Origin of the sequence: Paraburkholderia sabiae (genome assembly GCF_030412785.1) — a bacterium.
Classification (GTDB): Bacteria; Pseudomonadota; Gammaproteobacteria; order Burkholderiales; family Burkholderiaceae; genus Paraburkholderia; species Paraburkholderia sabiae.
Genome location: NZ_CP125297.1, coordinates 553,190 through 567,018, shown reverse-complemented (window position 1 = coordinate 567,018; position 13,829 = coordinate 553,190). Strand labels below are relative to the sequence as shown.

Below are 13,829 nucleotides of genomic sequence, written 5' to 3'. Positions count from 1 at the left end.
ATGCGCCGCAATGGACCCGGCCAGCAGCGCTGACGGGTGTTCGTAAAACTATATTGGAGACTCCCATGAACCGGGCATCCAGTTTTCTGGTGTGGGCGGCAGTCGCACTGTTGGGCGCATTCGCGTTCGGCACCATCGCGCTCGCGCACGAAAAGGTCAGCGCCCTCTGGGTCGTGGTGCTTGGTTGCGGACGCGAACTGCGACCGGTGAGCAAGGCCCACGACAAACGTGTCGCACCAACGCCGAATGATTTCGAAGCGGACGACAACGCCCCGGCTGAACGACAACTTTTCGATGTCGCGCAGGCTCAACTGAACCGGGTAAACATGCGCACGGCGCGACTGTTGACGCGTGGCGTCAATCGATGGCCGCGATGAAGCGCAATTCTTTCGCCTTCCGCATCGCCAGATGTTATCCGACCCGCTCGGCAACGTGACAATACCTCCCGACCGAATGTCCGATTCGCGGACCAAGCTATTAAACGGGCTGGCGACACAACCCGCCAATGCGGTACGTTCGCACCGGTACATGTCCGGTCACCTTGTGACTGCTGCTCTCTTTAGATCGCGCCCAACCCCAGTCTCGTCTGACCACATTTCTTCTTCGATCACTGTTTCTTCTTACATTTTATACATGCCATACTTGCGAGGTGCAGCGCATAATGAAGATTCGAACGGCTGAGAGTATGCGGTAAATGAACGTTCCACGTTTTTCCGAAAAACGAAACAACTGCCAAGTCCTCTGGGAGGACGCGGACCGCGTCCTCTGTCGGGTTTGTCAATCTCGCGGCAGCGAAAGCGTTCTGGTTGTGCAGACCACGGCGGCGAATCCCCCAGCCGACACCATCCTTCGCCTCACCCATGAATTCGAGCTGAAGGAGAAACTCAATAGCACATGGGCAGTACGGCCGATAGATATGATTCGCGGAGAAGGCCGGACTGTATTGGTGCTCGAAGACCCGGGCGGTGAGCCGCTCGAACGGATGATCGGCGCGCCGATGGAAATGGGAACTGTTTTACACGTTGCCATCGGCATCGCTGAAGCGCTGGGCAAACTCCACCAGCGCGGTTTCGTCCACAAGGACCTCAAGCCCGCTCATATTTTGGCAAACTGTGCGGATGGTTCCGTGCGGCTCACCGGCTTCGGCATCGCTTCAGAACTGCCCCGCGAGCGTGAATCCTCAGTGCCACCTGAGACGATTGCGGGCACGCTGGCATATATGGCGCCGGAACAGACAGGGCGAATGAATCGCTCGATTGATTCCCGAAGCGACCTCTACTCATTTGGCGTTGTGCTGTACCAGATGCTCACCGGTGTATTGCCGTTCAACGCCGACAATCCGTTGGAATTGGTGCACTGCCACCTTGCGCGCAAGCCGATGGCGCCGAGCGAGCGGGTGGGGAGAATTCTGCCCGTCGTCTCGGAAGTAGTTATGAAGCTGCTCGCTAAAACGCCCGAGGAGCGCTATCAGACTGCGGCTGGTGTGGAACGTGACCTCCGACGTTGTCTCACCGAATGGAAACGTCGGCGGCACATCGAAGTCTTCGCGCTCGGCGAGCACGATACGCCTGATCGGCTGTCGATTCCCAATAAACTTTATGGTCGGCAACGTGAGATCGATGCTATGGTCGCCGCGTTTGACCGCGTCATGGCTAGGGGCACACCGCAATTGGTGCTGGTTTCCGGTTATTCGGGCATCGGCAAGTCCGCGATCGCGAATGAGCTACAGAAGGTGCTCGTGCCGCCACGAGCACTCTGCACATCGGGTAAGTTCGACCAATACAAGCGCGACATACCATACTCGACACTGCTGCCCGCTTTTCGTGATCTGGTGCGCCGACTTCTCACCCTGCGAGAGGCGGAACTGGCGATTTGGCGCGAGGCGTTCACGGAGGCACTGACGCCAAACGCGCGACTCGTAACCGACCTACTCCCCGAACTTAAGCTCGTCATCGGCGACCAGCCGCCCGTCCCCGAACTGGATTTGCATCAGGCACAACGCCGTTTCCAGCTTGCCTTTCGGCGGTTCGTGAGTGTCTTTGCCCGGCAGGAACATCCGCTGGTGCTGTTTTTCGATGACCTCCAATGGCTCGATACCGCGACGCTGGACCTGTTGCAGGATTTTCTAACTTGCCCGGATCTGAAGTATCTGATGATCATTGGCGCCTATCGAAGCAACGAGGTAGACACCAATCATCCGCTGATGAATAAGCTTCGGACATTCAGGAGCATGACCGCGGCGGTTGACGAGATCGTGCTCCTACCGCTCACCCGCGAGAACGTGGGGCAATTGATTGCAGAAGCGCTCCACACAACGCCGGAACTGGTCTCGCCACTTGTGCAGCTCATACATGATAAGACTGGCGGTAATCCGTTTTTCGTCATTCAATTTCTACACGCACTCGCCGACGAGCATTTACTCACTTTCGACCACAACCTGGCCTGTTGGCAGTGGCGTCTGCCACAAATTCGCGCAAAAGGCTACACGGACAACGTGGCAGACCTGATGGTCGTAAAGCTGGCCCGCCTCCCTGCCGAAACACGGGGGGCATTGCAACTGTTCGCCTGTCTCGGCAATACCGCAACGCTCGGGATTCTGTCGAAAGTGTTGGGGAAAACCAAGCAAAGTGCGCGCACGTTGCTGATACCAGCGGTGAAAAAGGAGCTTGTCGATGATCTGGGAGAAGCCTACAGGTTTGCGCACGACCGGGTGCAGGAAGCTGCCTATTCGCTGATCCCAGAAGGCTCGCTTCCGAAAGTCCATCTGCGTATCGGGCGCCTGCTCGCGACACAAACCACTCCCGAGAAGCGAGAGCAGGCGATATTCGATATCGTCAATCAACTCAACCGCGGGACAGCGCTGATGGATGATCAGGAGGAACGCGACCAACTTGCTGCATTCAACCTGATAGCCGGCCAGCGCGCCAAGAAGTCGACGGCCTACGAATCAGCGCTCACTTATCTCATCATGGGTGCGCAACTCCTAGCCGACGACTGCTGGGCGCGCAAGCACGAACTCATCTTCACACTCGAGCTAACTCGAGCCGAATGCGAATTCCTGACCGGGCGACTGTCGAACGCAGAGCAACGCTTGAAAGTGCTGTCACTTCGCGCAACACGTATCATCGAACAGGCGGTCGTCACGTGCCTGCAAATGGACGTTTACCTGACTCTTGATCAGAGCGATCGCGCAGTCGCTGTTTGCCTCGAACATCTCTGTCGCGTCGGGATCCATTGGTCAGCCCATCCTAGTGAAGAAGAAGTACAACGAGAGTACGACCGCATCCGGATCCGGCTTGAGGGTCGAGTGATAGAGGACCTCATCGATTTGCCGCTAATGAACGACCCAGATTCTCTTTCGACGGCTGACGTGCTGAGCAAACTCTTGCGCCCAGCATGGTTCACGGACGCGAATCTGGCTTCGCTGACGATATGCAAAGCGGTCAGTCTCAGCCTGGAGCATGGCAACTGCGACGCGTCCTCTTTCGCGTATGTTATGTTTGCACGGATAGCGGGACCGCGGTTTAACGACTATCAAAAAGGGTTCAAGTTTGCCGATCTCGGCTACAACCTCGTCGAACAACGGGGCCTCAAGCGCTTTCAGGCGGTCACGTATCTTTGCTATGCGCTTTACGTCGCGCGCTGGACGAAACACGTGCGGATGAGCCGTGAGGTGCTGGATAGTGCATTCAAGGCGGCGAATCGAATCGGAGACCTCCCGTCTGCCGCCTACACGTGCTGCCATGTTGTTTCCAACCTGCTCTTTGTCGGCGAGCCATTAGGCGCGGTGGAGCATGAAGCCGAACAGGGCCTAGTCTTTTCCGAAAAGACGGGCTTTGGCATGGTTGTCGATAACCTGAGCACGCAGCTCGCGTTAATTCGAATGCTCCGCGGCTCAACACTCCGATTTGGGAGCCTCGATGATCGCAACGTCAACGAACTTCGCTTCGAGCATCGTTTGTCGGGCAACCCCGCGCTGGCGACCGCTGCGTGCTGGTACTGGATCAGGAAATTGCAGGCCCGCTATATTGCCGGCAACTACGCGGAAGCTGTTGACGCTGCAGGGACGGCGCAACAACTGCTCTGGACGTCTTCGTCACATTTGGAGGAATGTGAGTATCACTTCTATGACGCGCTGGCCCGAGCTGCATATTACGATCATGTTCCGGCCGTAGAGCGGCAGGTTTGCCGAGATGCCATAACGACGCATCACCGGCAACTGAAAATCTGGTCGAAGAACTGCCCCGCAAATTTCACAGATCGCGTGGCGTTGGTCGGTGCCGAGATTGCCCGGTTGGAAAACCGCGATGTTGACGCGATGCGGCTCTTTGAAGAAGCCATCCTGTCAGCGCGCGCTAATGGCTTTGTCCATAACGAAGCTGTAGCGAACGAACTCGCGTCCCGTTTCTACGCGACACGCGGTTTTGAGAAGATCGCACGCATATATGCCAAAGAGGCCCGACAGGCCTACCAACGGTGGGGTGCCGATGGCAAGGTGCGACAACTCGACGACCTTCATCCGCATCTAATGGACGAGGAGCGAGCGCCAACGCCAACTACCACTATCGGGGCGCCCATCGAACAATTGGACCTCGCTACCGTGATCAAAGTATCGCAGGCAATTTCGCGCGAGATCGTCTTGGACAATCTGATCGATACTGTCATGCGCACGGCGATCGAACAGGCGGGCGCGCAGCGGGGGATGCTCATCCTACCAGACGTCGACAAACAATGGATAGCGGCTGAAGCTACAACGGACGGCAGCATGGCTCGCCTGCAGTTGAGGACTGTGCCCATTAAGGCGACGTTGATGCCCGAATCAGTGCTTTACCATGTCTTACGCACGGGGGAGAGTGTCATCCTCGACGATGCCGCAGAGGACCCTGCATTTAGCACGGATCGCTATATCCGCGAGCATCGGCTGCGTTCTATCGTGTGCTTGCCTCTGACGAACCAGGCAAAGCTTACGGGCGTGCTCTATCTCGAAAACAATCTGATCACCCGCGCATTCGCTCCTGCTCGAATTGCAGTGCTTCGCCTTCTGGCCTCACAGGCAGCAACATCGCTTGAGAACACTCGCTTGTATGAGGACCTTACGGAGCGCGAAGCTAGAATCCGTCGCCTCGTCGACGCAAACATCATCGGCATCATCGTGTGGAACGCTAATGGCGACATTCTCGAGGCCAATGACGCATTTCTGAGAATGGTGGGATACGAGCGCGAGGACCTCGTCTCGGGCCGCATACGCTGGAGAGATCTGACGCCACAGGAGTGGCAAGAGACCACGCAAGATGCCCTGGCGCAGATTTTTCGGACGGGGCGCGTGCAGCCATCCGAAAAGGAATACATTAGAAAGGACGGCAGCCGTGTACCTGTTATGGTTGGCAGAGTTGCTTTCGAATCCAGTCGGAAAGAAGGCGTCGCCTTCGTGGTCGATCTGTCGGAGCGAAAAGAAGTGGAGCACCGCTTGCGGGAATCATACGAGATGCTGCGCGAACTCACCTCACGTCGCGAGACGGCACGCGAAGAAGAGCGCAAACGTATTGCACGTGAAATGCACGACGAACTCGGGCAGCATCTCACCGCACTTCGCCTAAGACTCTCGGCTTTGAAGATGAAACTGTACACTGACTGCCCGAAGCTTGTCGAGCAGACGCAGGCACTGGTTTCTCTCGTGGACCAAACAATGCAAGTTGTACGGGGCGTCATCACATCACTACGCCCAGCCGCGCTGGACACAGGCATCGTGGCCGCACTCGAATGGCTCGCTGCCGAGTTCAATCGCAATCGACGTATAGAGTGTCGCCTGCTCGTGCACGATGAGAACATCGCAATGGACGAGGACCGGGCTATCGTGCTGTTTCGCCTAGTTCAGGAGGCACTGACCAACGTCTCTCGTCATGCGAAAGCCACGACGGTGGTCATCACGCTCGAGCGGACGGCTAATGCTTATCTTCTCGAAGTACGTGACGACGGCGAAGGTTTCGACGTTCAGGCTGCCCGAAAGAAATCCTTTGGCCTGGTGGGAATGGAAGAGCGCGTTCTGATGCTCGGCGGCCAAATCGAAATTGTCAGTTCACCGGGTGCCGGAGCTGTAATAAAAGCGAGCCTGCCTGATAGTTAGGAAGAGATGGCAAAATGCGCGATGTTCGTCAACCGCACGCCGCACGCCATGCGTAAGAATTCGCCGCAACGGCACAAACAGTTGGTCCAGACGCCATGCGGTACCGGAGCGCGGGCGCGGCCCGCCGTGGGTAACCCGTGCGAGCGTCGAATGGGTTTCGTTGCGGACGAAAACAGCCCCGTTTCGACAGCAACTTCGCGATGTCGAGCAGTAACCCCAAATCGTTATTACCAGCGCACGGCGCAACAGACAATTTCAATGTGGCCGCCGAGCGGCGGGACGGGGCACTGACCATGACCCCGCGAGAGTTTCTCAGTCCTTTCGTGCTCCTTCCGAGAAAACGAGTGTGCGAGCCCCGTCTTACTCCTGTCGGGCGCACGCGCACCATCGCTGCGCGCCCGTATGGCATCTACGTGAGGACCACACGCACGTCAGCGGACAATATCAAAGCTGTAATCTGTCTTCGAAATATCAATGGTATTCGCGTCCATTGTTTCGAAGAACTCATCCAGCAGCGCCAATAGAATTCGCAAGCCGCCGGAATACCCCCAAGTCGGGTAGCGATGATAGTGATGGCGGTCGAATATCGGAAACACGAGCCGTACGAGGGGCGTTCCAGTGTCGCGCTCCAGATACTTTCCGTATGTGTTGCCAATCAGGAAGTCCACTGGCTCCGTGAATAGCAGCGAGCGCATGTGCCAAAGATCGCGTTTTGGGTAGACCTTACATCCTGCACCGTATGGCGATGCATCCAACAAGGCTCTGACCTTCTCTGCCCAGCCATCGTTGCCATTCGTTGCGAGCACGTGCACCGGCTCCGCACCGAGTTCAAGCAGGAATTGCGTGTACCCGAGCATCTGGTCGGGATCGCCATAAAGGGCGTAGCGTTTGCCGTGCAGATTCGCCTGACTGTCCGCCATGGCATCGACGAGTTGGCCGCGCTCTTTTTCGAGCTCTGCGGGAATTGGTCTGCCGGTCACACGCGAAATCTCCATGAGGAAGTGGTCGGTCCCGCCAACGCCGACGGGCGCATTCAGCGAGATCACTTCCTGGCCATGATCGGCGATGAACTTGGCCGTCTTCTCACAGCAAAACTCCTGAAAGATGAACGTTGCCTTTGCGTTCAACGCACGTTCGACCTCCTCTTTCGTTGTTCCGCCCTGGTACATCCGGAACTCGCCATCGGTTGGCGTATTCCATGTCTCGGAGGGATCACAAATGATGTTGACCTTTACCCCGAACAGATCAAAGATCCGTCGGATCTCTTTCATATTGCCGACCACGAAACCGTCGAATCCACCGATAAAGTTCACGGTGTCGTCCGTCACGCGAGTGAGCGGAGTGGTAGTGCCGGCCTTGCCGTCCCAAAAATACTTCAGAATGCCCAATAGCGCATTGTCGTAGCCGGTCACATGGCTGCCCACAAACGCGGGCGTGTGGGCAAACGGCACGTCATAGTCTTGCGGTACGCTGCCCTTCTGCTTGCTGTTCTTGATGAACGCATCGAGGTCATCGCCGATCACCTCTGCCATACATGTTGTTGAGACGGCAATCATCTCGGGCTTGTACAGGTTGTATGCATTCGCGAGGCCATCGATCATGTTGTTCAGCCCACCGAACACCGCGGCGTCCTCCGTCATCGACGAACTGACGCACGACGTCGGCTCCTTGAAGTGTCGCGAGAAATGCGAGCGGTAATAAGCCACGCAGCCCTGTGAGCCATGCACGAACGGCAATGTCTTGTAAAAACCGTTGGCCACGAAAACTGCGCCAAGCGGCTGGCACGCCTTTGCTGGATTCACTGTCAGCGAATCTCGAGCAAAATTCTTCTGCTTGTAATCCTCAGTCTTCGTCCATTCGGCGACCTGCGTCACGGCCTCATCAGGATGATTGAACTCGAAATTTTCCCTCTTGTTGCGGAGAAGTTCCTGATACTCTGGCTCGCGAAAAAGCAGTTCGTGATCGAGAATTTTATCGGTGGATTGGGGCATGACACGCTCCTGAATCGAAAATCTGAACAGCCGTCTGTCGGCACCGTTGTGGCATTAGCGCCCGGTTGCGCTCAGGCAGCCTTTTTCCACGGAGCCTTCGAGAGACCCCATACTGGACTCGAGATCGCCATGTCCATGTCGCGCGCAAAGATCGCGAAGCCGTCGTAGCCGTGATAGGGGCCGGAGTAATCCCAGCTGTGCATCTGCCGGAAGGGGACGCCCATCTTCTGAAAGACGTACTTTTCCTTGATGCCCGAGCCGACGAGATCCGGCCTCGTGTGCTCAACAAATTTCTCGAATTCATAGCCGGTCACGTCGTCGTAGATCAGTGTGCCGTCGTTAACGTGGTGCGTCGTGCGCTGGTAGTCGTCGTTGTGAGCGAACTCGTAGCCGGTACCGACGACTTCCATGCCAAGGTCTTCGTACGCCCCGATAACGTGACGCGGGCGCAAGCCGCCCACAAACAGCATCACCTTCTTGCCTTGCAGACGCGGCTTATACCTAGCTATGACAGCATCCATCAACGCGCGGTATTTAGCGATCACTTTTTCGGCATTCGCCTTGATCGTGTCATCAAATCGGCTCGCGATCTCACGCAGACTCTTCTCGATCATTGACGGACCGAAAAAGTTGTACTCGACCCACGGAGTCCCATACTTCTCTTCCATGTGCCGGCTGATGTAGTTCATTGACCGGTAGCAGTGCAGCAGGTTAAGCTTGGATCTCGGCGTACTTTCGAGTTCAGCAAGCGTGCCATCGCCCGACCACTGCGCGATGACACGCAAACCCATCTCCTCAAGAAGGATCCGGCTTGACCACGCATCGCCGCCGATGTTGTAGTCACCGATGATCGCGACGTCGTAAGGTGTCGACTCAAGTGAGGGCCGCCTGTTCGGATCGGCGTGGTCGAACACGCAATCGCGGATCGCATCGTTTGCAAGATGATGGCCGAGTGACTGCGACACACCGCGAAAACCCTCGCAGCGTACCGGCACGATCGTGTGCCGCCCGTACTGCGTGCTCTTCTTCTTTGAGACTGCCTCGATGTCGTCACCGATCAGACCGATCGGACATTCAGTCTGGATGGAGATACCTCTGTTGAGCGGAAAGAGCTCCTGGATCTCGTCGATGATCTTGTCGAGCTTCTTGTCGCCGCCGAACACGATGTCCTTCTCCTGGAAATCGGAAGTGAACTGCATCGTGACGAACGTATCGATGCCCGTTGTGCCGACGTAGTAGTTGCGGCGCGAACCCCACGAGTACTGGCCGCAGCCGACGGGGCCGTGACTGATGTGAATCATATCCTTGATCGGCCCCCAGACAACGCCCTTAGAGCCGGCGTACGCGCAGCCGCGAATCGTCATCACGCCGGGCAGCGACTTGATGTTGGACTTCACCCCACAGTCGGGCTTGCCCTGTTCAAAGGAACCCAGATGCTTGGCGCGGCGCTTGGCCATCTTTTCGGGGTAGGCCTGCAGCACTTCGTCGATCAGGGCCTTGTTGGCGGCCTTGCGTTCTTCAACCGTCGCGGTCATTGCATATCCCATAAGTGGAGAATGTCATCGCCGGATCCGGCCGCCGCACGGCGACCTTCGCCCGGCATTCGTCAGGCGGTCAGTTCGGCCGCCGTTTTGCCGACCTGCGACTCGTCGACCTGCACCATGATGCCTTTCTCCATCAGCAGGTCTTCGAGCTGGTCCATCGTGATCGGCGTCGGAACCACGCCATTGCCGCCGTTGTGATGAACCTTCTCGGCAAGCGCGCGATACTGGCCCGCCTGTGAGCTGTCCGGCGCATACTCGATCACGGTCATTCGCCGCAGTTCCGCGTGCTGGACGATGTTGTCGCGCGGCACGAAGTGGATCAGCTTCGTGCCGAGCATCGTCGCGAGCGATTCGGCAAGCTCCAGTTCCTTGTCGGTCTTGCGCTCGTTGCAGATGAGCCCGCCCAGGCGCACGCCGCCACTGTTCGCATATTTCAGGATGCCCTTCGAGATGTTGTTCGCTGCGTACATCGCCATCATCTCGCCTGACATGACAATGTAGATTTCCTGCGCCTTGTTTTCGCGAATGGGCATGGCGAAACCACCGCACACCACGTCGCCGAGCACGTCGTACGATACGTAGTCCACGCCGTCATACGCGCCGTTCTCCTCGAGGAAATTGATCGACGTGATGACGCCACGGCCCGCGCAGCCGACGCCCGGCTCAGGACCACCCGACTCGACGCAGCGGATGTCCTTGTAGCCGATCTTCATCACGTCATCGAGTTCCAGGTCCTCGACCGAACCCGCTTCCGCCGCAAGCGAGAGAATTGTGTCCTGTGCCTTCGCGTGCAGTATCAGGCGCGTCGAGTCAGCCTTTGGATCACACCCTACGATCAGGATCTTCTGCCCGAGGTCGCTCAACGCTGCAAGCGTATTTTGCGACGTGGTGGACTTGCCGATGCCGCCTTTGCCGTAGAAGGCGATTTGCCGAAGTTGAGACATTGTCGTACTCCATTGACATGGAAGGTGAAACCAGGGTTGCGAGTCAGATCTGCAAAGCAGCGACCATGTCCTCAGCCTGCGGTGTCCGTATGGTCTTCTTCTGTCGAGTCACGCATCGGCCGGAATGTGTCCGCGCGGCCCCATCGATGCAGCTTTTGTGCCATGAGTGCGCAGATCGTCGAAACCCTGGCCGGGCCGGGTTTCCGCCGGGTTCCCCCGAGTGGCCACCTGCGACGTTCGCGACGTCGCCTTCCCGACAAATCGCGCGCCTTTTGTCGCAAACGACATGGGCAGCACCGGGCAGCCTGTCCGTATAGCCTGCCTGGCGTTGGCCCCTGGCATTGGTACGGATGTTGCAAAGTTCCCCGCACATCCCGCCGGGATGTGTGAACCAGCGCACCGGTCCGCGCATGCAATATCCATCAAAGAGGAACACTAATGACTGACACGATCAGCCACCATGAACTCGATGAAACCCCGTTGGCCAGGCTGCAACACCAGGGCCGACTCCTCAACGCGGTCTTCAGGGGGCATACGAACGCGCCTCGCCGGATCGGTTTTCGCGGCGAGCTCGCGCTACGCTTCGGACCGCGGCTCGCCGACGAGGCGCGCCCGCCCGAGCTTTCCTGCGAACAGGTCATGGCCGTAGCGGACGTCAACGACCCGCACCTGTCGTTCTTTGCGGGTTGGCTACTGAGCTTCGAATACCTGCGAGACGTCGCGGAAGTGCTCGGCAATGTCCTCTCGCCCCGCGGAAAGTATTTCCTGTTCTGCGACAACGTCGATCTGTCCAGACGCTACCAGGTGCCGTATAACGGAGCAGTGTTCTACGTGCTGCCGATTGTGGAATCGACCGTCTACAACGAGATGCTTGAGCTCCTGCATTTGGAGAAGAGCGAGCTGAAAACGAAAGACACGGCCGGCAAGCTCGACGCGGTCGCCGACGCCGCGATTCTCTTCGAGCTGTCGTTTGACACGATCAGCTACGCGGAAGGACTCGAAGCGATGGGGCCGGTTCGCAATCCAAACGAAAACAGGCCAGTCTGACCTATCATTTCAGCGTTTCGGGCGCGCGTGACGGCGACGCCTATCCGCACGGCGAAGACAGCATAGCTGCCGCGTTGCTGGGTGAAGGTCCACACGTCGGCGCGCTCGACGACGAAGGTCAGGCACTCTGGCACGCGTGTCCGGGCGGCGCACCCGCATCGATCCTACGATTGGTCGGGCCCGTCCTCGATATCGATCACACGAATGGGAACGACATCACGTGCCTGATGCAGGCCGCCGCCAGCGGCCGGCTCGAGGTGATGTGGCTGCTGATATCGCTCGGCGCCAGCGACAGCCTCGTTGCGCCCGACGGTCGAAATGCATTCGACATGTCCACCGATTCCGGACTGCAGCTCTTGCATACGGTAGGCCGGCTCAGGGACGCCCGGCGGGGATCGATTTCCGCCACCGATCGGTACGTCGCGGAACTGAGGCAACCACGAATTCCGGGTAGCGTCCTGCCGGATAACTTTTTGCGCTGAAGGAACTCATGCCGCTATACGACTATCTATGCCGCAACTGCGCGTTGCATTTCGAGGCGCTGGTGCGTGCTGGAACGACGCCTCTTTGTCCACGCTGTCGCAGTACCTCGCTGGATAAACGGGTCAGTGCGCCGTGTGCTCCCGCCCGCAGCAAAGCAATAATTGCGGCGGCGCGCCGCCAGGCCGCGCGCGACGGCCATTTCAGCAACTACACGGCCATAGAACGCAGCAACCTTCTGCGCCGCGGTTGAAGCAGCAGCAACATTTACGGTGGCTTGTCTGGCCGGGAGTTGAAGCTGGCCCCTTGAAGGACAGATAGCGGCTTCAGCGCCGAAGTTGATCGCCGTGCCTGCGTATCCACGCGTAATCAAACGCCGATTCTAGGGCAAGCCGAACATGAAGCCACGGCAAACCGAACACAGATTCCACGGTCGCCCGAACGCACTTTCCACGCTCGGGCGGACACTGAGGCGATGGAGTAGCGACGCGGATAATCATGGTTGTTGGCGCCGATGCAAAACTGACCCGGCGCGGGTCAACGGTGGCACCCTCGACAATTTTTGTCGGAGTGCCCATTGGCAAATACTAGGTTGACCATGCGCAAGACTCGAGAAGTACTGCGGCTGCATTTCGAGTGCGACCGCAGCCATCGTGAGATCGCCCAGGCGATGGGCACGTCGACCTCGACGGTGTGGCAGTATCTGCGCGGCACGAGGCTGGCAGGGCTGAGCTGGCCGTTGCCGGCAGATCTGCAGACTGACGACGTCGCCCTTGAAGCACGCCTTTATCCGCCGCCGACGCAGCGCGAACCGCCTTGCGGCATGCCGCACTGGCCAACGGTACATCGCGAGATCGGCAGGCCGGGCGTGACGCTGGACCTGCTGTGGCAGGAATACAAGGCGCAGCACCCCGACGGTTACGGTTACAGCTGGTTCTGCAAGGCCTATCAGGAATGGGCACAACGACTACCGGTTACGCTGCGACAGACCCACGTGCCGGGACAGAAGCTGTTCGTCGATTACTCGGGCAAGAAGCTCGGCATCACCAATCCGGACACCGGCGAAATCCGCGAGGCAGACTTGTTGTTAGCGCCGATGTGAAACTGACCCACCCGCCGAGGTAAACCTGACCCACCTGGGAGAGGATGGCGGCTTTTTGCCGCCGATGCTGACTCAGGAGCAAGCAGTGGAAATCAAGGTATTGGCAAGACGGGGAACGGCGGTACGGGAGATAGCGCGACAGACGGGCCTGACACGCAACACGGTGCGTCGCTATCTGCGCGACGACCAGGCTGGCCGCTACAAGCAACGCGAGCCACGCCCGACGAAGCTCGAGCCGTTCAAGGACTACGTGCTCGAACGTGTTGCCGCCGCGCGCCCGCACTGGATTCCGGCAACAGTGCTGCATCGGGAGCTGCAGGAAGCTGGCTACGAAGGGAGCATCAGCCAGCTCAAGGCGTTCCTGGCGCCGTACAAGCGCCATGAAGCGGAGCCGGTGGTTCGGTTCGAGACACCGCCGGGCAAACAGATGCAGGCCGACTTCACGGTCATCCGTCGCGGCCGTGCGCCGTTGCTGGCGCTGGTGGCGACGCTTGGATACAGCCGCGCGAGCTTCGTGCGCTTTACCGCTGGCGAGGACGCCGCAACGCTGTGCGAGTTGCCTGCGCGAAGCGTTCGTCTACTTCGGCGGCACACGAG

The 13,829-nt window shown here is 58.3% G+C and carries 9 protein-coding genes and 1 pseudogene; 7 read left to right on the top strand and 3 right to left on the bottom strand.

The window, feature by feature from the left end; translation table 11 throughout:
• The first annotated feature begins 65 nt into the window (after positions 1–65).
• Positions 66–377, top strand: a complete 312-nt coding sequence (locus tag QEN71_RS42410) for a hypothetical protein (RefSeq protein ID WP_201661326.1) — start codon at positions 66–68, stop codon at positions 375–377.
• A 317-nt stretch (positions 378–694) separates the two neighbouring features.
• Entirely contained in the window at positions 695–6,124 is a 5,430-nt protein-coding gene (locus tag QEN71_RS42405; RefSeq protein ID WP_201661289.1) for an AAA family ATPase, read from the top strand.
• Positions 6,125–6,555: 431 nt separating this feature from the next.
• Here the strand turns inward: QEN71_RS42405 and nifK are convergent, their stop codons facing one another.
• The 3 genes from nifK to nifH form a co-directional block, all read right to left on the bottom strand.
• Positions 6,556–8,115 carry a nitrogenase molybdenum-iron protein subunit beta gene (gene nifK, locus QEN71_RS42400; RefSeq protein ID WP_201661292.1) on the bottom strand — a complete coding sequence of 520 codons (1,560 nt, stop codon included), beginning with the start codon at positions 8,113–8,115 and terminating at the stop codon, positions 6,556–6,558.
• A 71-nt stretch (positions 8,116–8,186) separates the two neighbouring features.
• The gene (nifD, locus tag QEN71_RS42395) at positions 8,187–9,650 is read right to left on the bottom strand and encodes a nitrogenase molybdenum-iron protein alpha chain (RefSeq protein ID WP_201661294.1); all 1,464 of its coding nucleotides are present in this window, start codon (positions 9,648–9,650) and stop codon (positions 8,187–8,189) included.
• A 71-nt stretch (positions 9,651–9,721) separates the two neighbouring features.
• Positions 9,722–10,603, bottom strand: coding sequence for a nitrogenase iron protein (nifH, locus tag QEN71_RS42390; RefSeq protein WP_201661297.1), 882 nt, complete (start codon positions 10,601–10,603; stop codon positions 9,722–9,724).
• A gap of 438 nt (positions 10,604–11,041) precedes the next feature.
• On the opposite strand from nifH, the gene QEN71_RS42385 reads away from it, so the two are divergent.
• The 5 genes and pseudogenes from QEN71_RS42385 to istA all read left to right on the top strand — a co-directional run.
• Positions 11,042–11,650, top strand: coding sequence for a hypothetical protein (locus QEN71_RS42385; RefSeq protein ID WP_201661300.1), 609 nt, complete (start codon positions 11,042–11,044; stop codon positions 11,648–11,650).
• Between the two features lie 170 nt (positions 11,651–11,820).
• Complete coding sequence (locus QEN71_RS42380; protein WP_233472151.1) at positions 11,821–12,132, top strand: ankyrin repeat domain-containing protein; 312 nt, start codon at positions 11,821–11,823, stop codon at positions 12,130–12,132.
• 8 nt (positions 12,133–12,140) lie between these two features.
• On the top strand, positions 12,141–12,383 hold the full coding sequence (locus QEN71_RS42375; protein WP_201661303.1) for an FmdB family zinc ribbon protein: 243 nt from the start codon (positions 12,141–12,143) through the stop codon (positions 12,381–12,383).
• Between the two features lie 345 nt (positions 12,384–12,728).
• Positions 12,729–13,232 carry a sigma factor-like helix-turn-helix DNA-binding protein gene (locus QEN71_RS42370; protein WP_201661306.1) on the top strand — a complete coding sequence of 168 codons (504 nt, stop codon included), beginning with the start codon at positions 12,729–12,731 and terminating at the stop codon, positions 13,230–13,232.
• Between the two features lie 64 nt (positions 13,233–13,296).
• Positions 13,297–13,825: pseudogene (gene istA, locus QEN71_RS42365) on the top strand (IS21 family transposase); the annotation flags it as partial.
• Positions 13,826–13,829: the final 4 nt, after the last annotated feature.